The organism is Pseudomonas nitroreducens (assembly GCF_010994165.1).
Lineage (GTDB): Bacteria > Pseudomonadota > Gammaproteobacteria > Pseudomonadales > Pseudomonadaceae > Pseudomonas > Pseudomonas nitroreducens.
Genome location: NZ_WMBX01000002.1, coordinates 797,315 through 820,078, shown reverse-complemented (window position 1 = coordinate 820,078; position 22,764 = coordinate 797,315). Strand labels below are relative to the sequence as shown.

The following is a 22,764-nucleotide window of genomic DNA, read 5'->3' as shown; positions in this document are numbered from 1 at the left end:
GACGTACATAGTCAGCCGGCAAGCACCGTGTTATCAGAGCGCTCCGAACAGTCCCCTCTCCCTTCAGGGAGAGGGTTAGGGAGAGGGCAGGCCCCGCTCCAGCCCCATCAGACAGCACCCTTCCCCTTCCTCAACCGCCCCCGCGCCTTCTTCCCCTCCAGCGCACTCTTCGCCGCCGCCTTCACCAGGCGCTGGAAGGTCGGGCACTCGGCGTGGCTGGGTGCCGGACAGGCCGCCGCGTGGCGCAATCCCCGACTCATCGCCCGCAGGCGCCTGATCGTGGCGTCCAGTTCGTCCGCCTTGGCAGCCAGCATAGTCCGGTCGATGTTCGTTCCGCCGCCGCCGGAAAACATCGAGCGGATCTCCTCCAGGCTGAACCCCGCCGACTGCCCCAGGGTGATCAGCGCCAGCTGGTCGAGAATCTGCGAGGCGAACTGGCGGCGCGCGCCGGGCTTCGCCAGGGAGACGATCAACCCCTTCTCCTCGTAGAAACGCAGGGTAGATGCCGGCACGCCGGAGCGTTTCGCCACATCGGAGATGTCCATGGATCACCTCTTGACTTCAAGTTCACTTGAACTTGTAGGGTCACGCCAAAGCCCATCCCGGTCAACCCAGGATTGGGCTTTCACCTTGCGTGCACCCACGGAGAAGCCATGAAAACCATTGCCATCGTCTACCACAGCGCCAGCGGCCGTACCGAGCGCATCGCCCAGACCATCGCCAGCGGAGCGCGCCTTGTCTCCCGCTGCGACGTGCAGCTGCTCAGGACCCAGGAGCTGATCGGGCGCCCGGACGCCCTCCTCGCCTACCACGGCCTGATCTTTGGCTCCCCCACCTATCTGGGCGGCGTCTCGGCATCGCTGAAAGCTCTGATGGACGCCACCGGACCGTTGTGGCGCCAACAGAAGCTGCGCGGCCGCCTCGCCGCCGGCTTCACCGTTTCCGCGCTGCCGGCGGGCGACAAGCAGTCCACGCTGATCTCGCTGTTCACCTTCTGCATGCAGCACGGGATGCTCTGGGCCGGCAACCCGATCCTCCCCGAACAGCATCTGGGCGTGCCTCCGGAAGAGGCGGCCAACCGCCTGGGCTCCTGGTCCGGCCTGATGGTCCAGGCCGACAAGACCGCGCCGGACTTCTGCCCCGGCGATCTGAAGACCGCGCGCTTGTTCGGCCAACACTTTGCCGAAACCCTCAGCCGCCTTCACCAGCCCCAGCTCGAACAGGAGGCTCAAGCATGATCGCGCGCCGATACGCTCCGCTGCTGTTCGCGCTGATTCTGTCCGGGGTGATGAGCCTGCTGGTCTCCGGCCTTGCCACCGGGCGCGCCGTCGGCCTCGCACCAGGCTTCGCCCATCTCTGGCTCGGCGCCTGGCTCACCAGTTGGAGCATTGCCTTCCCGCTGGTGTTGGTCATCGCCCCGCTGACGCGCCGCCTCGTGGAGAAGCTGGTTCGCGCTTAGGGGCGGACTCCGTCTGTGCTCGACATCCGCCCGCAGAAGTCCAGCCAGGAATCCCTGCCGGCTTACTGCCGAATCCCGTCAGTGAACCGGCAGAAGCCGTCACGCACCGCGCCTTCGGTGGTGTACATCCCCCCCAGGGTGACGAAGACGTAGCTTACCTTGGAGCCGGAGCCCGCCTTTTCCACCACGATGTTCAACGGTGCGTTCCGGCTGCTCAGGATGACGCCCTGGTAGGCGGAGATGGTGCCGCTCTTCTCGTCGGCGGTCTGGATGGTGAAGCCCTCCTTCACCAGGGTCTTCTGCGCCCGGTCGAACACCTTGGCGTAGGGCATGTCGAGCTGGACGTTGGACGTGAAGGTCTTGCCGGCGATGAAGCCGCCCTCGGTGTTGAAGTTGTCTTCGCACTGGTTGCCGGTCTTCTGGTGCGCGCAGCCCTGCAACAGGGTGGCGGCGAGCAGAATCATCGTGATTCGTCGCATCATCGTTCCTTGATCTCGTGGGGCCGCCATCCCTGCGGGTCTACAGCGGCGAAGGGGTTTTATAAGCCGAGGGCCCGCACCCTGACCAGACTTTTCCTTGCTCGGTGAGAGGTTCGACACGGGAAGAATCGCCAATAACACGCTCAAGCACGCACTTTCGCACCATTCGTCCCGGAGTTTTCCCAGCAGTCGATTCATCCTCGCCTACGCTTTGTTCGGCCCACCCCAACAAGGAAAAGACATGTCGGAGTATTTCGATAGCAGCCGCCGCGACCTGATGCGCCTGGCAGCGGTGGCACTCGCCGCCACCCAATTGCCAGCCGTCGCCCTGGCTGCCAGCGAGAAGAGCAAGACCACCGCGTCGCTGAAGGCCGGCACACACACCACCTTCAAGGCGCTCAAGCAGATCGATGCAGGCCTGCTCAATGTCGGCTATGCCGAAGATGGCCCGGCGGATGGCCCGGCGGTGATCCTGCTGCATGGCTGGCCGTACGACATCTACAGCTTCGTCGACGTAGCGCCGGCGCTGGCCGCACAAGGCTTCCGGGTGATCGTTCCGTGGCTGCGCGGCTATGGCAGCACGCATTTCCTCTCGGAGCAGACGATGCGCAACGGCCAACCCGCCGCGGTAGCCAGCGACATCATCGCGCTGATGGATGCGCTGAAGATCGACAAGGCCGTGCTCGCCGGCTTCGACTGGGGCGCGCGCACCGCCGATATCATCGCCGCCCTCTGGCCCGAACGCTGCAAGGCGCTGGTAGCAGTCAGCGGCTACCTGATCGGCAACCAGGCGGCCGGCCAGCAACCGCTACCGCCGGAAGCCGAGTTTCTCTGGTGGTACCAGTTCTACTTCGCCACCGAGCGCGGCGCCGCCGGCTACGCGAAGAACACCCGCGACTTCACCCGGCTGATCTGGAAGCAGGCCTCACCCAAGTGGGACTTCGATGAAGCCACCTTCGAGCGCAGCGCCAAGGCGTTCGAAAATCCCGACCACGTCGCCATCACCCTCCACAATTACCGCTGGCGGCAGAACCTGGCGGCAGGCGAAGCGCAGTATGACGAGCTGGAACAGAAGCTCGCCAAGGCCCCGCCGATCAGCGTGCCGACCATCACCCTGGAAGGCGACGCCAACGGCGCGTTCCATCCGCCACCCAAGGCCTACGCGGCCAAATTCACCGGCCACTACGAGCATCGCACGCTGACCGGAGGCATCGGCCACAACCTGCCGCAGGAAGCACCGGTGGCATTCGCCAAGGCCGTCGTCGACGTCAGCAAGTGGTAAGGCCCAGCTCGAACGCATAAAAAAGCCCCGCCTGAGCGGGGCTTTTCGGTGCTGCCTGGCGCGTTACCAGATCGGCAAGGTGTAGCTGACGATGAAGCGGGTCTCGTCCATGTCATTGCCGAAGCTGCTGCGGAAGGTGCTGTTGCGCAGCTTGAAGCCGACGTTCTTCAGCGGGCCGCTCTGCACGAGGTAGCCGACGTCGGTGTCGCGCTCCCATTCCTTGCCGTTGCCCTGGCCGTTCAGCAGGTCGATGTTGTCGCCGCGCAGGTAGCGGGTCATCAGGCTCAGGCCGGGCAGCCCGTAGGAGGCGAAGTTGAAGTCGTAGCGCAGCTGCCAGGAGCGTTCGTCCTTGTTGGCGAAGTCGCCGATCTGCACGTAGTTGACCAGGTACGGATCGGTGCCCGACAGGTAGGCGAAGCCGGTGTCGCCGGACATGCGCTGCAGGCCCAGGCCGAACGCCTGGTTGCCCAGCTTGTAGGTGAACATAGCGTTGAGCGCGCGATTGTCGACGTTGCTGCCGCCATCGTCGGTGGAACGTGCCCAGCGGATGTCGGACTTCAGCGATTGGCCCTCGGCAATCGGCAGCGTGTGCACCAGGCTCACGTAGTGCTGACGATAGAGGTCTTCTAGGTTGGCATAGTGGTAGCTGGTGCTCAGCTGGCTGTTCCAGCGGTAGGTGCCGCCGGCGATGTTGAAGCGGTCGCTGGTGAGGTGGCTGCCGGCGACGATGTTGCGCTTGTTGCCGCGGGTCATCGACAGGTCTTCGTTGTTGGACGAATCGCGCTGCTTCACCTCGCGCAGCTGGCCGAGTTGCAGGTCGAGGTCGTCGAGTTCCTTCGACTCCACCAGCGCGCCCTGGAAGGTCTGCGGCAGCAGGCGGGTGTCGTTGTACTGCACCACCGGCAGCTTGGGCAGCAGCGTGCCGACCTTCAGCGTGCTCTTGGACAGGCGCAGCTTGGCGGTCAGGCCGAGGTCGCTGTAGTCGTCGGCGGCGCGCTTGTCGCTGGCCGAGTACGGCAGCAGGCCGGAGCCGGAACGGTCCGGGCTGGAATCCAGTTTCAGGCCCAGCAGGCCGAGGGCATCGACGCCCACGCCGACGGTGCCCTCGGTGTAGCCCGACTCGTAGCGCAGCAGGAAGCCCTGGGCCCATTCTTCGGATTTGGACTGCGCGGCACCGCTCTGGCGGTAATCGCGGTTGAAGTAGAAGTTGCGTGCTTCGATGCTGGCCTTGCTGTCGGCGAGGAAATCCGCATGGGCGAACGAGGGCAGCAGCGCCAGTCCGGAGACCAGCACAGGGGTACGACGATTTTTCATTGTTCTTGTTTCTTTCTACTGGGGTGTTGGCAAAACGCCGGGCCGATGACAGCTGGCCCGGCCAGGGGAATGAGCAGGATCAGAGGGTCTTTTCCAGCTCCGGTACGGCTTCGAACAGGTCGGCGACCAGGCCGTAGTCGGCGACCTGGAAAATCGGTGCCTCTTCGTCCTTGTTGATCGCCACGATCACTTTCGAATCCTTCATGCCCGCCAGGTGCTGGATGGCGCCGGAAATGCCGACGGCCACGTACAGCTGCGGAGCAACGATCTTGCCGGTCTGGCCGACCTGCATGTCGTTCGGCACGAAGCCGGCGTCGACGGCGGCGCGGGAAGCACCAACGGCAGCGCCCAGCTTGTCGGCCAGGGAATAAAGAATGCTGAAGTTGTCGCCATTGCCCATGCCACGGCCGCCGGATACGACGATCTTGGCAGCGGTCAGTTCCGGACGGTCGGACTTGGCCAGTTCTTCGCCAACGAAGGCGGACTTGCCGGCATCGGCCGGGCCGGAAACGGCTTCAACAGCGGCGGAGCCACCTTCGGCAGCAACGGCGTCGAAGCCGGTGCCACGCACGGTGATGACCTTGACGGCAGCCGAGGACTGCACGGTAGCGATGGCGTTACCGGCGTAGATCGGCCGCTTGAAGGTATCGGCGCTGACGACTTCGATGATCTCGGAGATCTGGTCGACGTCCAGCACGGCGGCAACGCGCGGCAGGAAGTTCTTGCCGTTGGTGGTGGCTGCGGCCAGCACGTGGCTGTAGCCGTTGCCCCCACTCTCTTTCACGAGAGCTGCGATCAGCGGAGCCACATTCTCCGGCAGCTGGTGAGCGTAGGCGGCGTTGTCGGCGACCAGCACCTTGGCAACACCAGCGATCCTGCCAGCGGCTTCAGCCACGCCACCGACGTTCTGGCCAGCGACCAGGACGGCGATGTCGCCCCCGATCTTCTGCGCGGCGGCAACGGTATTCAGCGTCGCGGCGCCCAGCGCGCCATTGGAATGCTCTGCAACAACCAGCACAGTCATCAGATCACCTTCGCTTCGTTCTTCAGTTTTTCGACCAGTTCGGCCACCGATTTCACCTTGATGCCGGCGCTGCGCGCGGCAGGCGCTTCGACCTTGAGAGTCTTCACGGTCGAGGCCGTGGAGACACCCAGCGCGTCAGGGGGGAGGAATTCCAGCGGCTTCTTCTTCGCCTTCATGATGTTAGGCAGCGACGCGTAGCGCGGCTCGTTCAGGCGCAGGTCGGTGGTGACGATGGCCGGCAGGTTCAGGGCAACGGTCTGCAGGCCGCCGTCGATTTCACGGGTGACGTTGACCTTGTCGCCAGCGACTTCGACCTTGGAGGCGAAGGTGCCTTGCGCGTAGCCGGTCAGCGCAGCCAGCATCTGGCCGGTCTGGTTGTTGTCGCTGTCGATGGCCTGCTTGCCGAGGATGACCAGCTGCGGCTGCTCTTTGTCGACCAGAGCTTTAAGGGCCTTGGCGACAGCCAGGGAGTTCAGTTCTTCGTTGCTCTCGACCAGCACCGCACGGTCGGCACCCAGCGCCAGAGCAGTGCGCAATTGTTCCTGCGCGCCACTCGGGCCGACCGAGACCACCACGATCTCGCTGGCGACGCCCTTCTCTTTCAGGCGTACGGCCTCTTCCACGGCGATTTCGCAGAAGGGGTTCATGGACATCTTGACGTTGGCGAGATCGACGCCGGAGTTGTCCGCCTTGACGCGGACCTTGACGTTGTAATCAACCACGCGTTTTACCGCGACCAGTACTTTCATCAGTTGTTTCCTTGGCTGACGCCGGTTTGTATCGGCGCTGCGGTTGGGGGTGGTTCGGGTGAAGGCCTCAGGATTCTCCCAACTGCTCGATCACACCCTCGGCCTTCAACTGCGCCAGGCGTGCGTCATCGATCCCCAGGCGGCGCTTGAGCACCTCGTCGGTGTGCTCGCCGAGCATGGGCGCCGGGCGCTGGTATTCCACCGGCGTCTCGGACAATTTCAGCGGGCTGCCGACCATGCGGAACGCCGGGTTCTGCGCGTGGGGAATCTCCACCAGCATGTCGCGGGCGACCACCTGCGGCTCGTCCAGCGCGCGGCCGATGTCGTTGATCACGCCGACCGGCACCTTCATCGCGTGGATGCGTTTCACCCAGTTATCGGCGGTGTCGCCCTGGAAGTGCTCGGCGAGCTTGCCGACGATGATGTCGCGGTTGCGCACGCGGTCGGCATTGCGGGTGAAGCGCGGGTCTTTCGGCAATTCCGGCAGGCCGATGGCGTCGCACAGCGAGACGAACTGGCTGTCGTTGCCGCAGGCGATGATGAAGTCCATGTCCTTCGCGCTGAACACCTGGTACGGCACGATGTTGACGTGGGCATTGCCCTGGCGGCCCGGCGAGCGCCCGGTGGCGAGGTAGTTCTGGCTCTGGTTGCCGAGCATGGCGACCTGCACGTCCAGCAGCGCCATGTCGCAGTGCTGGCCGCGGCCGGTCTTCTCGCGGGCCAGCAGCGCGGCCTGGATGGCGACCACCGAATACAGGCCGGTCATCACGTCGGATACGGCGACACCGACTTTCTGCGGGCCCGCGCCGGGCACGCCGTCCTTCTCGCCGGTGATGCTCATCAAGCCGCCCATGCCCTGGATGATGAAGTCGTAGCCGGGCTCCTCGGCGCGCGGGCCGGTCTGGCCGAAACCGGTGATGGAGCAGTAGACCAGGCGCGGATTCACTTTCGACAGGCTCTCGTAGTCAAGCCCGTACTTGGCCAGCGAACCGGCCTTGTAGTTCTCGATCAGCACGTCGCACTCGCAGGCCAGGGCGCGCACCAGCGCCTGCCCTTCTTCGGTGGCCAGGTTCAGCGCCACCGACAGCTTGTTGCGGTTGGTGGACTGGTAGTACGCCGCCTCGGAGCTGTCCGAGCCGTCGGCGGCTTTCATGTAGGGCGGGCCCCAGCCGCGGGTGTCGTCCCCCACGCCGGGCCGTTCGATCTTGATCACTTCCGCGCCCAGGTCGGCCAGCACCTGGCCGCACCAGGGCCCGGCCAGCACGCGGCTGAGGTCGAGTACGCGGTATCCGCTCAAAGCACCCATCTTCAATTCCTCTCTGGCGCTCAGGCGCGCTCGATAACCATGGCGAGCCCCTGGCCCACGCCGATGCACAGGCTGATCACCGCATAGCGTTGACCGCTGCGCTGCAGTTGGCGCGCCACGCTCAGCGCCAGCCGCGCGCCGGAAGCGCCCAGCGGGTGGCCGACGGCGATGGCGCCGCCATTGGGGTTGACCCGCGCATCGTCGAAATCGACACCCAGACCGTGCAGGCAACCGAGCACCTGGGAAGCGAAAGCCTCGTTGATCTCGATGATGTCCATGTCGGCCAGGGTCAGGTTGGCGCGGGCCAGCGCCTTGTTGATCGCCTCGACCGGGCCGACACCCATGATGCGCGGCTCGACGCCGACCGCCGCCGCCGAAAGAATCCGCGCCAGCGGCTTGAGGCCGTGGCGTTCGCCCGCCGCTGCCGAGCCGATCAGCAATGCGGCGGCGCCGTCGTTGACGCCGGAAGCGTTGCCCGCGGTGACCACCCCGCCCTCGGACAGCGGCTTGAGGCGCGCCAACGCGGACTCATCGGAAGACGGACGCGGATGCTCGTCCTGCTCGACCACATTCGGCGGCGTCTTGCGCCCGGTCGGCACGCTGACCGGAAGGATTTCCCCGGCGAAGAAACCGGCCTGGCGGGCGGCTTCAAAGTTGGCCTGGGAACGGGCAGCGAAGCGGTCGGCCTGCTCGCGGCTGATGCCGAATTCGCGGGCTACGTTGTCGCCAGTCTCCGGCATGCTGTCGTTGCCGAACCCGGCAACGATCTTCGGGTTGGGGAAGCGCGCACCGATGGTGCTGTCGAATACTGTCAGGTCACGGCTGTACGCCGCCTCGGCCTTGGCCATGACGAAGGGCGCGCGGGACATGCTTTCCACACCGCCAGCGACGAACAGCTCGCCTTCACCACAGGTCACGGCGCGCGCTGCATCGATTACCGCCGCCAGGCCGCTGGCGCACAGGCGGTTCACCGTCTGGCCCGGCACGGTCACCGGCAGGCCGGCGAGCAGTGCGGCATGGCGGGCGATATTGCGGCTGTCTTCACCGGCCTGGTTGGTGTTGCCGAGGATCACGTCCTCGATGGCTTCGCCCGGCACCTTGGTGCTGGCCAGCAGCTCGCGGATCACCTGGGCGATCAGATCGTCCGGGCGCACCGGCGCCAGGGCGCCGCCATGGCGACCGAAGGGCGTGCGCAGGCCGGCGTAGATATAAGCATTGAGCATCGGTATCTCCTTGAATCGGTAGGCGCCGGGCTTCAGCCCAGCGCAGGCTCGGCGTGGCGCAGCGACAGTCCCAGCGCAGCGCGGCGGCGCAGCCACGGACCGGGGCGGTAGCGGGCATCGCCGGTCAGGTCGGTCATGCGTTCGAGAATGGTCAGCAGGCGCGCCGGGCCGACGCTGTCGCCCCAGGCCAGCGGACCTTGCGGGTAGCCCAGGCCGCGGCGCACGCCTTCGTCGAGGTCGTCGACGCTGGCGATGCGCTGCTGGACGATATCGCCGGCCAGGTTGACGATCAGCGCCAGTACGCGCTGGGCGACGAAGCCGACGCTGTCATTGATGAGCGTGACACCTGCACCGTCCGCCGCCAGCAGCGCATGGGCGGCATCGCGCATGGCCGGGGCAGTCGCCGGGTTCTGCATCAGGCAGCGGTGGCGCTGCAGGTCCAGCAGCAGGTCGATGCAGACGGTGCGTGCCGGGTCGGTGCCGAAGTTCTGGCAGGCCGTGGTTGCGTCCACACCATAAGGGGCGAGCAGGCACAGCGCCTCGCTACTGGGGTGGCCGCCCTGCTCCAGGGTCGCACCGAGTTTCTTCAGCAGTTCGCCGAGCAACTCGCGGTCCTGGTCGTTCTCCGCACCGATCCACACCGGCGGCAGCGCGGCCACGCTCGGCACCGGTTGCGGTGCCGGCGGGTCGATCATCTTGCCGTCTGCATAGCGATAGAAGCCGCGGCCGACCTTGCGACCGACGAAGCCGGCCTCGAGCATCTGTCGGGTCAGCGCCGCCGGGCGATAGCGCGGCTCCTGGTAGAACTGGTTGTAGATGGACTCGATCACCGGGTGGGAAACGTCCAACGCGGTGAGGTCGAACAGCTCCAGCGGCCCCATGCGGAAGCCCAGGCCTTCGCGCAGGATGCGGTCGATATCGGCCGGTTCGGCGATGGCTTCCTTGAGCATCTGCAGGGCTTCGGTGCTATAGGCCCGGCCGGCGTGGTTGATGATGAAGCCGGGGGTGTCCTTGGCGCGGATGCCGCGATGGCCCATGCGCGCGGCCAGCGCCACCAGTCTGTCGCCGACCAGCGGGTCGCTGGCCAGGCCGTCGATCACCTCGACCACCTTCATCAGCGGCACCGGGTTGAAGAAGTGGAAGCCCGCCACCCGCTCCGGATGCTGGCAACCACGGGCGATGCTGGTGACCGACAGCGACGAGGTGTTGGTGGCGAGGATGCAGTCGGCGCTGACCACGGCTTCCAGATCGGCCAGCAGCGCCTGCTTGGCATCGAGACGCTCGATGATCGCCTCGACCACCAGATCAGAATCGGCCAGCTCGCCCAGGGAACCGGCAACCAGCAAACGAGCCAGGGTGGCGTCGGCTTCGGCAGAAGTGATCTTGCCCTTCTCCGCCAGCTTGGCGAGGGTGCGACCGAGGTTTTCACGCGCGGTTTGGGCCGCACCGTCACGGGCATCGAAGAGTTTCACCTGGATGCCGGCCTGGGCGGCGATCTGGGCGATACCGCTGCCCATGACTCCCGTACCGACGATGGCCATACGTTCAATACCGAAAGAAAGGGTCATGCTCATTCCCCCAGGAAACTGGCTTTGCGTTTTTCGAGGAAGGCGGCGGCGCCCTCTTTCTGGTCTTTCGAGTCGAACAGCAACTGGAAGGCCTTGCGCTCAAGCGTCAACGCACTGTCCAGCGGCAGATCGGCACCGGCGAGCATCACTTCCTTGATCTGTGCCACGGCCAGCGGCGGCAGCGCGGCGATCTCAGCGGCCAGTTCCAGCGCGCGTGGCAGCGTGCGCGAGTCTTCCACCACTTCACTGAGCATGCCGATGGCCAGGGCTTCGGGCGCCTTGACCAGGCAGCCGGTCAGGGCGATGCGCATTGCCTGGAACTTGCCCACGGCGCGGATCAACCGCTGGGTGCCGCCGGCGCCGGGCATCAGGCCGAGTTTCACTTCCGGCTGACCAAAGCATGCCGACTCGCCGGCGACGATGATGTCGCAGTGCATTGCCAACTCGCAGCCGCCGCCCAGGGCAAAACCGTTCACCGCAGCGATCACCGGCTTGGGGCAACGGGAAATCGCTTCCCACAGCAGTTCGGTGTGGCGACGGTACATCTCGATGGGGCTGGCCTGGGCGAATTCACGGATGTCAGCGCCGGCGACGAAGCACTCCTCTCCCCCGGTTAGCACCAGCGCGCGAACCTCAGGGTTATCGCTCAGGGCGCGGAAGTGCTCGGCCAGTTGCTGGCGCACCGCAGCATTGAGGGCGTTTTTGGCTTCCGGGCGGTCGATGCGGACAACCGCCACGCCGTTGGCCTGGATATCGAGATGAACCACGCTGGTACTCATGAAAGCTGTGACCTCACTTTGTTTCGTCTGACGAAACTACATTCCGTATTTCGATTTCATCATAGTGATCCTGGATCGGCGCTGTAAACGGTGCTGAGCCAAATAGCCTTGAAAGCCCTTTAAAACCTGAGCCCGATATATTTTTAGCGGCACGCCTGTACTAACCAGTTCAGACCCATTACAATTTCGTCTGACGAAACTGCATTTTATTTTATTGATTTTCCGTGAATAGGGGTTCTACCATGCGCCGCAACAAGACGGAGATGGACTCGGCTGCGCCGACGAAAAACGAAGGTGAAATCGGCCTGCTGGAACGCGGCCTGTACGACCCGGCCACGGCACTGAGCGAAGAGGAAAACAGCGGCCAGTTCGTCACGGCGCTGGCTCGCGGCCTGGAGATCCTGCGTTGCTTCACGCCACGGGAAAACGTGCTGAGCAACCAGGACCTGGCCCGCAAGACCGACCTGCCCAAGCCGACGGTGACGCGCCTGACCAACACCCTGATGCGCCTGGGTTGCCTCAAGCGCGAGGTGCATTCGGGCAAGTACCAGCTGGATGTCGGCGTGCTGGGTTTCGGCTACGCGATGCTGTCGAACCTGTCGATCCGCGCGGTGGCCCATCCGCTGATGGAGGAACTGGCCAACCACGCCCAGGCGGCGGTGGCCATGGCCGCCCGCGACCGCCTGCAGATGGTCTACCTGGACGTGGTCCAGGGACAGGGAAACATGACGATGCGCCGGCAGATCGGCAGTTACCTGCCGCTGGCGGTGAGTTCGGTAGGCCGCGCGTGCCTCGCGGCGATGCCGGAGAACGAACGGGAATTCCTGCTCGACCACGTTCGCGAACGCGAACCGGACAACTGGCCGGCCATCCGCAAGGGTCTGGACCGCGCCTTCAGGGACTACACCGACTACGGCTACTGCCTGTCGATCGGTGAATGGCACCGCGACGTCAACTCCGTCGCCGTGCCCTTGGTACACCCGCAGTACGGCCTGCTGGCCTTCAACTGCGGCGGACCGAGCTTCCAGCTGACCCGCGAGAAGCTCGAGGACGACATCGGGCCCCGCCTGATCAACATGGTCAACAACATAGGTGCCGCCGCTCGCTGAATCTCGGGTGACGGTGCCTCGCCAGACTGGCCCGCTCGCGGGCCTTGTGAGGAGTGCACATGATCCGAGACCCAGAAACGCTGCAGATACTTCTGGACTCCATCCACCAGTTCGTCGGCGAAGTGCTGATCCCGCGGGAAAACGAGGTTGCCGAAACCGACGCGATCCCGCAGGACATCATCCAGCAGATGCGCGAGATGGGCCTGTTCGGCCTGACCATCCCCGAAGAGTTCGGCGGCCTGGGCGTGACCATGGAAGAAGAGGTGAACATCACCTTCGAACTCGGCCGCACCTCCCCCGCCTTCCGCTCCTACATCGGCACCAACAACGGCATCGGCTCCATCGGCATCCTGATCGACGGCACGCCGGAACAGAAAGCCCACTACCTGCCCAAGCTCGCCAGCGGCGAACTGCTCAGCGCCTTCTGCCTGACCGAGCCGGACTCGGGCTCCGACGCCGCCTCGCTGAAGACCACCGCCGTGCGCGATGGCGACTTCTACGTGCTCAACGGCACCAAGCGCTTCATCACCAACGCCCCGCACGCCGGCATCTATACCGTGATGGCCCGCACCAACCCGGCGGTCAAGGGTTCCGGCGGCATCAGCGCGTTCATCGTCGAGCGCGGCACGCCGGGCATTTCCCTCGGCAAGCCGGACCACAAGATGGGCCAGAAAGGCGCGCACACCAGCGACGTGATCTTCGAAAACGTGCGCATCCCGGCCAGCCAGCTGATCGGCGGCGTCGAGGGCGTCGGCTTCAAGACCGCCATGAAGGTGCTCGACAAGGGCCGCCTGCACATCGCCGCGCTGAGCGTCGGCGCCGCCGAGCGCATGCTCGCCGATGCGTTGCAGTACGCCCTGGAGCGCAAGCAGTTCGGCCAGCCGATTGCCGAGTTCCAGCTGATCCAGGCGATGCTCGCCGACAGCAAGGCCGAGATCTACGCCGCCCGCTGCATGGTGCTGGACGCCGCGCGCAAGCGCGACGAGGGCCGCAACGTCAGCACCGAGGCCTCCTGCGCCAAGATGTTCGCCACCGAGATGTGCGGCCGCGTTGCCGATCGCTGCGTGCAGATCCACGGCGGCGCCGGCTACGTCAGCGAGTACGCCATCGAGCGTTTCTACCGCGACGTCCGCCTGTTCCGGCTCTACGAGGGCACCACGCAGATCCAGCAGGTGATCATCGCCCGCAACATGATCCGCGAAGCCCAGGCCTGACCCCTCAGGCGGCGCGGGGCCACGCCCCCGCGCCTGCCACCCCAAAGCACCTGCCACACGCTTACCGAGGACCGGCACGCCGGTCCGCCAACAACTACAACAGGTAATTCGTTCATGGAAAACACTGCTTCCGCTCCGGCGGCAACCGCCGCCACCCAGGACAAGACCTGGGTGCTCGTCTTCGCCTTCTGCTTCATCGGCCTGCTGATCGATGGCGCGGACCTGATGCTGCTCTCCTACAGCCTCACCAGCCTCAAGGCCGAGTTCGGCCTGAGCAACCTCCAGGCCGGCAGCCTGGGCAGCGTCACCCTGGCCGGCATGGCCTTCGGTGGAATCTACGGCGGCTGGGCGTGCGATCGCTTCGGCCGGGTCAAGACGGTGGTCTGGACCATTGTGCTGTTCTCCGTCGGCACCGCTGTCCTTGGTCTGACCCACAACTACTGGCAGTTCGCCGCGGCACGCTTCGTCGCGTCGCTCGGCCTCGGCGCCCTTTACGTGGCCTGCAATACGCTGATGGCCGAGTACGTGCCCACCAAATACCGCACCACCGTGCTGGGCACCCTGCAGGCAGGCTGGTCGGTCGGCTACATCGTCGCCACCCTGCTGGCCGGCTGGATCCTGCCGGACCACGGTTGGCGCTACCTGTTCTACATCGCCATCATCCCGGTGGTGCTGGCCATCGCCATGCGCAAGCTGATTCCCGAGCCTGCCGCCTGGGTCCAGGCGCAGGCCGAACGCCAGCAGCGCAAGGCCGACGCTCCTGCCGGAACGGTTGCCGCTCCACGGCAGAACGCCTTCCGCCAGATCTTCGCCGACCCGAAGGCCAGCCGCATGTTCCTGTTCTGGGCGCTGACCGCCGGCTTCCTGCAGTTCGGCTACTACGGCGTGAACAACTGGATGCCGTCGTACCTGGAAACCGAGATGGGCATGAACTTCAAGGCCATGACCGCCTACCTGGTCGGCACCTATGCCGCGATGATCCTCGGCAAGGTACTGGCCGGCGTCGCCGCCGACTGGTTCGGCCGCCGCACCGTGTTCTCCTTCGGCGCCCTGGGCACTGCGGTGTTCCTGCCGGTGATCGTGCTGTTCCACAGCCCCGAGAACATTCTGTGGATGCTGGTGGTGTTCGGCTTCCTCTACGGCATTCCGTATGGCGTGAACGCGACCTACATGACCGAAAGCTTCGCTGCGGCGTTCCGCGGTACGGCCGTGGGCGGCGCCTACAACATCGGTCGCATCGGCGCGGCCATTGCGCCGGCGGTGATCGGCTTCCTCGCCACGCAGATGTCCATCGGCGTGGGCTTCCTGGTGATGGGCGCGGCCTACTTCATCTGCGGGGTGATCCCCGCCCTGCTGATCCGCGACAAGCAGTTCGACCCGCAACAGGAATGATCGGGAACCAGTGAGCCCGCTTCGGCCGGCCCACCCCCCTTCAAAACAAAAACGCCCGGTGCACTGCACCGGGCGTTTTTTATTGCGCTGTCGAATGGCACGGAGCAAATCGAACAGGCAAAAAAAAGCCCCGCCTAAGCGGGGCTTTCTTCGTCAGCGATGTCGATTAGACAGCGCGAACTTGTTCAGCTTGCGGGCCTTTCTGGCCGGCAGTCACAACGAAGCTGACCTTCTGGCCTTCGTCGAGGGACTTGTAGCCGTTGCCTTCGATCTGGCGGAAGTGAACGAATACGTCCGGGCCGCTTTCCGGGGTGATGAAGCCGAAGCCCTTCTCAGCGTTGAACCACTTGACGATGCCATTTTGACGATCGGACATGATGTTGTCTCCTAAAAAAATGCTAAAGGCCGGCCGAAAGCCGACCGGCGATGAGCTGAATGCGTAGTGAAGAGGTGCCGAGGAGATGGAGCATCTTGTAGAAGAACATCAAGTCGCGGAACTCGTTACTGGGCAGGCAGCCCATGCAGAATACAAGGTTTGGCGCTAATTCATAGCTTTTTTTCACGACCAGTGGTGATTTTGACAAATGGTCGAGCTAACGCGGCGCTTTCGACAAAACAGGTGTAGTCTGCCGGTGCCGGTTTGGCGCCCCAACGCATAGGTGACTTCATGACTGATTCACAGCTGATTCGCGAACGTTCGGAGCTTGATGAAAAGATTGCTGCCTTCCTCTCCCAGGGCGGTGAAATCCAGGAAATCCCCGTTGGCCAACTGGCGGTGAAGGTCGAGAAGAAGTCGCAGTGGGCGAAGTCCGACAGCAAGAAACCAGCCGCCTGAGCGCAAGCGCCCGCTCGAAGAAAGCCCCGCCGAAGCGGGGCTTGTTGTTTGGGTCAGTGACTCAGGTAGTGATTGGACAGCCAGTTCAGCGCCCTTCCCGGCCGGGTCAGCGCATCGATGAAGCTGGGCCCCCAGAAACGGATGTCGTTGGCTTCCAGCACCGCGTACATGTCGCGGTGGCGCGCCTGGCGCTCCTTCAACGGCATGCGCAGTGCCTGCGCCATGGCATCGGCCAGGGCGCCGCGATCATGGGGATTGATGATCAGCGCGCCTCCCAGTTCGGCGGCTGCGCCGGCGAACTGGGAAAGAATCAGCACGCCAGGATCATCCGGGTCCTGGGCGGCGACAAATTCCTTGGCCACCAGGTTCATTCCATCGCGCAGCGGCGTCACCAGGCCGATCCGCGCGTGGCGCATGACCATGGCGATGTCCGCTCGCTGGTGGTTGCGCGCCACATAGCGAAGCGGCACCCAGGACACCGCGCCGAATCGCCCGTTGATATGCCCTACCCGCGCGCTGACGGCGGCGTCGATATCGGCGTACTCGGGAATGTCCTGGCGGCTGCCGGGTGATATCTGCAGGCAGGTCACGCGGTTGTGCCAGTCCGGGTTGAGTTCGAGGAAGCGCTCGTAGCCGTCCAGCCGGTTGACGATGCCCTTGGAATAGTCGAGCCGGTCCACCCCCACCATCAGCGCACGACCGCCCAGGCTCTCGCGCAGGTCTTCGGCGGCCTGGCTCTGCGATGCTTCCTCGGCGAGGTGGCGGAAACCGGCGGCATCCACGCCCACCGGGAACACGCCGACGCGAAAATGCTGGTCCTCCAGGTGGTAGCGCCGGCCATCGGGGGTCGCCGCGCCGACCACGCGCGTGAGGTAACGGGCGAAGTTGCTGGCGTCGTTCTCGGTCTGGAAGCCGATCAGGTTGTATTCGGTGAGCGCGCGGAGCAGTTCGTCGTGGTGCGGCAACGCGGTGATGAGGTCGGCCGGCGGCATCGGGATGTGCAGGAAGAAGCCGATGCGGTTGCCGTGCCCGCGCTGCCTCAGGGCCGAGGCCAGGGGGATCAGGTGGTAGTCGTGGACCCAGAGGACGTCGTCCTCCTCCAGCAGCGGGCTCAGCCGTTCGGCGAAGAATTCGTTGACGCGCTGATAACCGCCGAATTCGGCCTCGTTGAACTCGGCGAGGTCCACCCGGTAATGCAGGATCGGCCAGAGCACGCGATTGGCGAAGCCGTTGTAGTACTCGTCGAAATCCTGCGGATGCAGGTCGGTGAGGATGTACTGCAGGTTGTCGCGCTGGACCACGGTCGCCGGGCCCGGCTCCTCGGCCTTCTCGCCGCTCCAACCGAACCAGATGCCCTCGCGGTTGCGCATGGCGGCCTCCACCGCCACGGCCAGCCCGCCCGGCGCCGGGCCGTTCTCATCGGGGATCGCGACCCGGTTGGATATCACCACGAGGCGCGGCATAGGCCTTCCTCCCAGCCCATGGAAAGACGCATGGCCGAGTTGATCAGCCCCGCCATGGAATAGGTCTGTGGAATGTTCCCCCAGAGTTCGCCGGTATGCGGGTGCAGGTCTTCGGAGAGCAGCCCGTAGCGGTTGCGCGCGGCGATGAGCTGTTCGAACAGCTGGCGTGCCTCCTCGGTACGGCCGATGGCGGCCAGCGCGTCGAGGTACCAGAACTTCACCACGAGGAAGGCGGTTTCCGGCACGCCGAAATCGTCCGCCGCGGCGTAGCGCAGCATCTGGCCGTTGACGTTGAGCTCGCGGCCGATGCACTCGACGGTCGCGACAAAGCGCGGATCGTCGGCTTCGATGATCCCCAGCTCGTTCATCAGCAGCACGCTGGCGTCGAGGTCGTCGTGGCCGAAGGCGCCGGTGAAGCACTGTTTCTTCTCGCTCCAGGCCTTGGCGAGGACCTGTTCGCGCAGGTTGGCCGCCTTGTCCATCCAGCCACTGGCTTCCTCGCTGCGGCCCAGGCGCCTGGCGATGCGCCCGACGCGGTCGCAGGCGACCCAGCAGAGCAGCGCGGAATGCGTATGGACGCGCTGGCGGCCGCGGTACTCCCAGATGCCGGCATCCGGCTCGAAGGCGGCGTGCACTGCCTTGGAGGCGAGGTTTTCCAGCAGTTGCAGCATGCCCTCGCTGCTCGGATTGGGCAGGCGCTCGTCGACGAAGCTCTGCAGGACCGCCAGGGCAACCGAGCCGAACACGTCATGCTGGTTCTGTTCCACCGCCTGGTTGCCGACACGCACTGGCGCGTGATTGAGGAAACCGGCAAGGTCCGGCTCGACGCGTTCGGTGGTGTCCTGGTTGGGAATGATCCCGTACAGCGGCTTGAGTTCGGCGTTGCCGCTGGCCACGGTGGTGATGAAGTCGATGTAGCCCTCCATGGTCCGCGTCGCGCCCAGGCGGTTGAGGGCGAGGATCACGAAGTAGGCGTCGCGCAGCCAGCAGTAGCGGTAGTCCCAGTTGCGCTGGGAGTCCGGTGCCTCCGGGATGGAGGTGGTGGCGGCCGCGATGATCGCGCCGGTGTCCTCGAAGTTGCACAGTTTCAGGGTGATCGCCGAGCGGATCACCACGGCCTGCCACTCGAAGCAGATCGCCAGGCCACGTACCCAGTCATGCCAGTGGTTCTGGGTGCGCTTGAGGTAGTCGCGGACGACTTCGCCGGGAGCATTGTCCAGCGGCTCGTCGAGGCCGATCACCAGGCTCACCGGGTGACGCAGGGCGAACGGTGTTTCGTGCTGGATGTAGGCCAGCGGTGCATCGGTGGTCAGGCGCAGCGGCTCTTCGCCCTCCAGGTAGCGGATATGGCTGGAGCCTGTGACGCCCTGGCTGGGCTTGCCGTAGCCGTGGGTCGGACGCACGCGCAGGGTGACTTTCGGCACGCCTTCGATGGGTTCGATCAGCCGGCACAGCTGTGCCGGGCGATAGACGTGGCCGTGCTCGAGGAAGCGTGGGGCGAAATCGGTAATGCGTACCGCACCACCGCTGTCATCGCGCAGCACGGTGGTGATGATCGCCGTGTTGCGCTGGTAATCGGACGTGCTGCTGACCTGATTATCCAGCACCACATCGGCGAAACCCTTTTCGTCGTCCCCGGCCAGCAGCCGGGAAAAGACCGGGTCGCTGTCGAAATTCGGGTAGCACCACCAGACCAGCCGCGCCTGCGGGTTGACCAGGGCGGCCACCCGGCAGTTGCCGATCAGGCCCACTTCCAGAGCACCTTCGTGCCGGTTCGTCATGTGGGGGTTCCTCCTGCTTGCATCAGTGCGTGACGGACTTGCTGCGCATCGCTGAATACGGCGCTGGCGCCGGGCAACGCGCGCCCGACGGACAGCCCGAGGCCGCCCAGCGTCGGCATCAGCGCGATGGCGGGCTCGTCGGTGACGTCGTCGCCGATGTACAGCGGCAGGCGGCCGGCGAAGCCCGGCACTTCCAGCAGCCGCTGGACGGCGCGGGCCTTGTCGACGCCCTCGCTGACGACTTCGTAAACCTGCTTGCCATTGAGCAGCCGCAATCCGCTACCTGCCGGCGAGCGCAACAACGACTGCAACTCGACGCGCAGATCGGTGGCCAGCGAGGGTACGGAGCGGTAGTGCAGTGCAAAGCTGCTGCCCTTGTCCTCGACATGGATTCCGACATGCCGGTTCGCCAGGGCGTTCAATTGCACTCGCACGCTGGCGGGCAGGTCCCTGGTGGTACGACGCAACGGGCTGTCGCCGCTCTCGCGCCAGTGGGCGCCATGACCGCCGCTGGCGGCGAGGCGCAGGGGTTGGAAGAGCCGGTCGAGTTCTTCGACCGGGCGGCCGCTGATCAGGGCCAGGGCACCATCGAGTCGGCGCTGCAGGTGCGTGAGTGCATCGAGCAGCCCGGGCGGTACGACGACCGCGCCGGGTGATTCGGCGATGTCCAGAAGGGTTCCGTCGACATCCAGGAACACTGCGGTCTGCTGAGGTCGGCTGAGCCACAGGTTCAGCAGCGCAGTGGCTGAGGCCTCGCTTTGCGGGGCCATGGCCGTGTCGACAGGTCCCCTCGAGGCGGGACGTGACATGAGCCATTTCTCCTTGTTCAGGGCGTGCCGCGCAGCCGTGGGCAGCCGGTGCGGACGTGAAAGGGAGCACAGGGACCCTAACATGGGAGGCCACGAGGGTCGACCTCGGATTTTCCCCTGAAGTCCCTGTCGGGAAGGCTCAGGCCAGAACTGGCGGCACCTGCGCCACATCCAATCGCGGCCGGCCTTGCCGAAGCTGCTGGGCGGACTCGGTCAGAGGCTGGCCTCGATGATCGGGAGACGAGGATGTGCCAGCGGGCATTCGCCCCCTCGAAGTCGGTGCTGCATGACAACGCCCGGCGAACGTGGCAGCGAACCTCTTCCGCGAGGACCATGGAAGGAGCTGACAAACCGGTAGCAGTTCCGATGAGATTTCCCTGACAGAAGAACTGGAATCCTCCGCCTCACATCGATGGCGACGTTCGTGAGAATGCACAGGGCCAATCTTCCATGAGAAAAATCCATGCCTCCGCTCTCTGCGCTGGTACTCCAGGCTTCCGGCCTGCACCGTTCGACCGCCGTTACCGCTCTGCATCATCTGGGCTACAGCTTCCTGTCCGAAGTTTCCAGCAACGCATTCGCACTGGATCGGCTGCGCAGCCAAGGGGGCGTCCACCTGCTGATCTGCGATGTGCGCATCGATCCGGTGGCCCGTCTGGAATTCCTTCAGACGGTTGCCCGCGAGCGACTGGCCCATGGCGTGGTGGTCAGCGGGGAAATGGCCCCTGGCACCTGGAGCGCCCTCTCGCACCTCCTGCAATTGCAGGGCATGAAGGTCTTCTGGCTGGGCAACGACGCCGCCACTCTGGAGCGCCTGCGGGCGTTGCTCAGCGACTTCCAGCCAGGCAGTGGCCAGCTCGGCCTGCCGCTGGCGGAGAACGGCACGACGGACGATGGCGAACCATCAGGCCTGCCGGCGCGGGGAAAATTGCGCGCCTACCTGCAACCCAAGGTCAATGTCGCTACTGCCCAGGTCTATGGATTCGAAGTGCTCGCGCGCTGGCAGCTGGAAGACGGCGCCGTCCTGCTGCCCGCTGAATTCCTGCCCTCCCTGCGCCGCGCTGGCAAGCTCGATGGCATGCTCTTCGAGCTGATGACCCAGGCCGTCGAAGCGCTGCGCGCACAGGGCAGCAACGAGCTGAAGCTGTCCTTCAACCTGGAAGCCGAGCAGATCGCCCAGATCGAATTTGCCGCCACCGTCGAGAGGAATCTGCGCGGGCTGGACATCGAGCCCCAGCGGATCACCTTCGAGCTGACCGAATCCTCGCCACTGCATGCTCCGCCGCTGAGCCTGGAGAACGTGCTGCGCCTGCGCCTGCTGGGTTGCGGCCTGGCCATCGATGACTTCGGTTGCGGACACTCCACCCTGCAGCGCCTGATGGAGCTGCCCTTCACCGAGATGAAACTCGACCGCCACCTGGTGGCCGATGTGAACAATGGCGACCCGCGCCGCCTGATCGTACTGCGCAATGCGCTGGCGCTGGGCCGCGAACTGGGGCTGAAGGTAATCGCCGAGGGCGTCGAGAACGCCGTCCAGCTTCGCCAGTTGCAGCAGCTGGAATGCGATTGTGCGCAGGGCCATCTGTTCGGCAAGCCGATGGATGCCAGCCAGATCAGCACCTTCCTGCGCGGCGCGCCGCTGCGGCTGCAGAAGCTGGAAGCGGTGCCGGCGATGCGTCCGGCGCAGTGAAGCGCAGAAAAGAAAACGGCTGTTGCGGACTTCCTGTCCGCAACAGCCGTCTGGATTGTCCTCAGCAAAGGACGGGGGAATTGTAGGCCATTGGCCATCAAGCCGTCTTCCCAGTTCTCCCGCATGGCCGGCAAATAGCCACAAACGCGGCAAACAGCCGCAATTACCCCAGCGATAGCCACCCATTCGCGGCACATTCGTCCCAATAGGGCCGGCCGGACCACAATTGCTTCTGTGTCCGCATCTTCAACGGCGTGACGAGCATCACTGCCTTTCGCCCTAGCCCGCCGATGAACTGTCTGGTTACCATGCCGGCCCGCACACTGGACGCCAGGAAGGCACAAAACCACAAGGAACGCCCCAGTGTCGCCCACCCCTGTAGTGGCAGCCGATACATGTCCCAGACCTCCCCGCGCCCGTCCCGTCGCCCGCTATTCCGCCTGGCGCTGACCGGTACCAGTTTCGTCATCGCCGCCGCCCTGGCCTTCTTCGCCTGGCAGGACTTCTACCCTGTGCAGGCAGCCAATGGCTGGTCCGTCGCGGTTCTGCACCGGAACGTGCAGAAGGCCGCATCCCTGGTGCCGCTTGCCGATGGCGGCCTGCTGGTCAGCCAGGAGCTGAAGAAGGACAAGGGCAACATCCTGCGCATCGCCGCCGATGGCCAGCGCCGGATCATGGTCGACGGGCTATCCAAGCCTGACGGCATGATCGCCGCGCAGGGCGGCTGGGTGTTCAGCCAGGAGTCCAACGGCAGGCCGGTGCAACTGCTCAAGGATGGCAAGATCACCGACCTGTTCATGGGCCAGTCGGTACAGGGCCTGTGGGACGACGGCGAGAATCTCTACGCCATCGAGGACCGCCGCGAGGATGGCCGCCTGCTGCGCTACCGCTGGAGCGACGGCGAGCTGACCGTGCTGCGCAACAAGCTGCAGGAGACCGAATCCGTCACCCGCTGCACCGACGGCAAACTGCTCTACACCGAGAAGAAGAAAGGTGTGGTGCACCAGTTCAGCGATGACGGCAAGGACCCCATCCTGCTCTCGGGCCTGAACCAGCCGACCTTTCTGATGTGCGACGCCCGCGGCCTGTGGATCAGCGAAGACGCCACCCACCGTGCCCGCCTGCTGCTATGGGACGGCAAGGGGGAACCGCACACCATCCTGTCGTTCCTCAAGGCCCCGCAATCCATCGTGCCGGACGGCAAGGGCGGCTACCTGCTCGCCGAAGGCGGCCGCGACCGCGTCCTGCAACTCACGCCGGGCAGATGACGCCGCCGGGCGGTCTCCAG

General features: G+C 65.1%; 22 protein-coding genes. 9 read left to right on the top strand and 13 right to left on the bottom strand.

Features of this window, described 5'->3' with window-relative positions; all coding sequences use genetic code 11:
* Nucleotides 1-107: 107 nt before the first annotated feature.
* Nucleotides 108-545, bottom strand: coding sequence for a helix-turn-helix domain-containing protein (locus tag GJV37_RS11670; protein WP_193452507.1), 438 nt, complete (start codon nt 543-545; stop codon nt 108-110).
* A 108-nt stretch (nt 546-653) separates the two neighbouring features.
* On the opposite strand from GJV37_RS11670, the gene GJV37_RS11665 reads away from it, so the two are divergent.
* Nucleotides 654-1,238 (top strand): flavodoxin family protein, encoded by a 585-nt coding sequence (locus GJV37_RS11665; RefSeq protein WP_193452506.1) that lies wholly within the window; start codon nt 654-656, stop codon nt 1,236-1,238.
* A complete protein-coding gene (locus GJV37_RS11660; RefSeq protein WP_023102399.1) occupies nt 1,235-1,459 on the top strand; it encodes a DUF2798 domain-containing protein in 225 nt (74 codons plus the stop codon). Before GJV37_RS11665 ends, GJV37_RS11660 begins: the two co-directional genes overlap by 4 nt.
* A gap of 62 nt (nt 1,460-1,521) precedes the next feature.
* On the opposite strand, the gene GJV37_RS11655 is transcribed toward GJV37_RS11660, so the two are convergent.
* Nucleotides 1,522-1,938 (bottom strand): hypothetical protein, encoded by a 417-nt coding sequence (locus GJV37_RS11655; RefSeq protein ID WP_128082465.1) that lies wholly within the window; start codon nt 1,936-1,938, stop codon nt 1,522-1,524.
* A 241-nt stretch (nt 1,939-2,179) separates the two neighbouring features.
* Here GJV37_RS11655 and GJV37_RS11650 point away from each other — a divergent pair, with 241 nt between their 5' ends.
* A complete protein-coding gene (locus tag GJV37_RS11650; RefSeq protein ID WP_193452505.1) occupies nt 2,180-3,220 on the top strand; it encodes an alpha/beta fold hydrolase in 1,041 nt (346 codons plus the stop codon).
* A 63-nt stretch (nt 3,221-3,283) separates the two neighbouring features.
* Here GJV37_RS11650 and GJV37_RS11645 read toward each other — a convergent pair whose 3' ends face one another.
* The 7 genes from GJV37_RS11645 to GJV37_RS11615 form a co-directional block, all read right to left on the bottom strand.
* Nucleotides 3,284-4,534, bottom strand: coding sequence for an OprD family porin (locus GJV37_RS11645; protein WP_193452504.1), 1,251 nt, complete (start codon nt 4,532-4,534; stop codon nt 3,284-3,286).
* Between the two features lie 79 nt (nt 4,535-4,613).
* On the bottom strand, nt 4,614-5,558 hold the full coding sequence (locus tag GJV37_RS11640) for an electron transfer flavoprotein subunit alpha/FixB family protein (protein WP_193452503.1): 945 nt from the start codon (nt 5,556-5,558) through the stop codon (nt 4,614-4,616).
* Nucleotides 5,558-6,307, bottom strand: a complete 750-nt coding sequence (locus tag GJV37_RS11635; protein ID WP_023102394.1) for an electron transfer flavoprotein subunit beta/FixA family protein — start codon at nt 6,305-6,307, stop codon at nt 5,558-5,560. Before GJV37_RS11635 ends, GJV37_RS11640 begins: the two co-directional genes overlap by 1 nt.
* 67 nt (nt 6,308-6,374) lie before the next feature.
* Complete coding sequence (locus tag GJV37_RS11630; protein WP_037014291.1) at nt 6,375-7,613, bottom strand: CaiB/BaiF CoA transferase family protein; 1,239 nt, start codon at nt 7,611-7,613, stop codon at nt 6,375-6,377.
* A gap of 20 nt (nt 7,614-7,633) precedes the next feature.
* Nucleotides 7,634-8,836: a 3-oxoadipyl-CoA thiolase gene (locus tag GJV37_RS11625; RefSeq protein ID WP_169887597.1), complete on the bottom strand. Its 1,203-nt coding sequence runs from the start codon at nt 8,834-8,836 to the stop codon at nt 7,634-7,636.
* Nucleotides 8,837-8,868: 32 nt separating this feature from the next.
* A complete protein-coding gene (locus GJV37_RS11620; RefSeq protein ID WP_049874863.1) occupies nt 8,869-10,410 on the bottom strand; it encodes a 3-hydroxyacyl-CoA dehydrogenase in 1,542 nt (513 codons plus the stop codon).
* Nucleotides 10,407-11,183 carry an enoyl-CoA hydratase gene (locus tag GJV37_RS11615; RefSeq protein ID WP_193452502.1) on the bottom strand — a complete coding sequence of 259 codons (777 nt, stop codon included), beginning with the start codon at nt 11,181-11,183 and terminating at the stop codon, nt 10,407-10,409. The genes GJV37_RS11620 and GJV37_RS11615 overlap by 4 nt, the downstream gene beginning before the upstream one ends.
* A gap of 242 nt (nt 11,184-11,425) precedes the next feature.
* Here GJV37_RS11615 and GJV37_RS11610 point away from each other — a divergent pair, with 242 nt between their 5' ends.
* The 3 genes from GJV37_RS11610 to GJV37_RS11600 all read left to right on the top strand — a co-directional run bounded on the left by GJV37_RS11610 (nt 11,426) and on the right by GJV37_RS11600 (nt 14,898).
* Nucleotides 11,426-12,292 carry an IclR family transcriptional regulator gene (locus GJV37_RS11610; protein ID WP_064979828.1) on the top strand — a complete coding sequence of 289 codons (867 nt, stop codon included), beginning with the start codon at nt 11,426-11,428 and terminating at the stop codon, nt 12,290-12,292.
* Between the two features lie 59 nt (nt 12,293-12,351).
* The gene (locus GJV37_RS11605; RefSeq protein WP_193452501.1) at nt 12,352-13,506 is read left to right on the top strand and encodes an acyl-CoA dehydrogenase family protein; all 1,155 of its coding nucleotides are present in this window, start codon (nt 12,352-12,354) and stop codon (nt 13,504-13,506) included.
* 114 nt (nt 13,507-13,620) lie between these two features.
* Complete coding sequence (locus GJV37_RS11600) at nt 13,621-14,898, top strand: MFS transporter (protein WP_037014284.1); 1,278 nt, start codon at nt 13,621-13,623, stop codon at nt 14,896-14,898.
* A 166-nt stretch (nt 14,899-15,064) separates the two neighbouring features.
* Here the strand turns inward: GJV37_RS11600 and GJV37_RS11595 are convergent, their stop codons facing one another.
* Nucleotides 15,065-15,274: a cold-shock protein gene (locus GJV37_RS11595; RefSeq protein ID WP_017518411.1), complete on the bottom strand. Its 210-nt coding sequence runs from the start codon at nt 15,272-15,274 to the stop codon at nt 15,065-15,067.
* Between the two features lie 291 nt (nt 15,275-15,565).
* Between GJV37_RS11595 and GJV37_RS11590 the strand changes: the two genes are divergently transcribed.
* Nucleotides 15,566-15,733 (top strand): hypothetical protein, encoded by a 168-nt coding sequence (locus tag GJV37_RS11590; protein ID WP_164488257.1) that lies wholly within the window; start codon nt 15,566-15,568, stop codon nt 15,731-15,733.
* Between the two features lie 53 nt (nt 15,734-15,786).
* Here the strand turns inward: GJV37_RS11590 and otsA are convergent, their stop codons facing one another.
* The 3 genes from otsA to otsB are packed head-to-tail and all read right to left on the bottom strand — an operon-like array spanning nt 15,787 to nt 19,786.
* Nucleotides 15,787-17,196: an alpha,alpha-trehalose-phosphate synthase (UDP-forming) gene (gene otsA, locus GJV37_RS11585; RefSeq protein ID WP_193452500.1), complete on the bottom strand. Its 1,410-nt coding sequence runs from the start codon at nt 17,194-17,196 to the stop codon at nt 15,787-15,789.
* Nucleotides 17,178-18,977: a glycoside hydrolase family 15 protein gene (locus GJV37_RS11580; RefSeq protein WP_193452499.1), complete on the bottom strand. Its 1,800-nt coding sequence runs from the start codon at nt 18,975-18,977 to the stop codon at nt 17,178-17,180. The genes otsA and GJV37_RS11580 overlap by 19 nt, the downstream gene beginning before the upstream one ends.
* Nucleotides 18,974-19,786, bottom strand: a complete 813-nt coding sequence (gene otsB, locus GJV37_RS11575) for a trehalose-phosphatase (RefSeq protein ID WP_246228298.1) — start codon at nt 19,784-19,786, stop codon at nt 18,974-18,976. The genes GJV37_RS11580 and otsB overlap by 4 nt, the downstream gene beginning before the upstream one ends.
* 463 nt (nt 19,787-20,249) lie before the next feature.
* Between otsB and GJV37_RS11570 the strand changes: the two genes are divergently transcribed.
* Both GJV37_RS11570 and GJV37_RS11565 read left to right on the top strand, forming a co-directional pair.
* Nucleotides 20,250-21,476 (top strand): EAL domain-containing response regulator, encoded by a 1,227-nt coding sequence (locus tag GJV37_RS11570; protein WP_193452498.1) that lies wholly within the window; start codon nt 20,250-20,252, stop codon nt 21,474-21,476.
* A 395-nt stretch (nt 21,477-21,871) separates the two neighbouring features.
* A complete protein-coding gene (locus tag GJV37_RS11565; protein ID WP_193452497.1) occupies nt 21,872-22,744 on the top strand; it encodes an SMP-30/gluconolactonase/LRE family protein in 873 nt (290 codons plus the stop codon).
* The last annotated feature ends 20 nt before the right edge of the window (nt 22,745-22,764 follow it).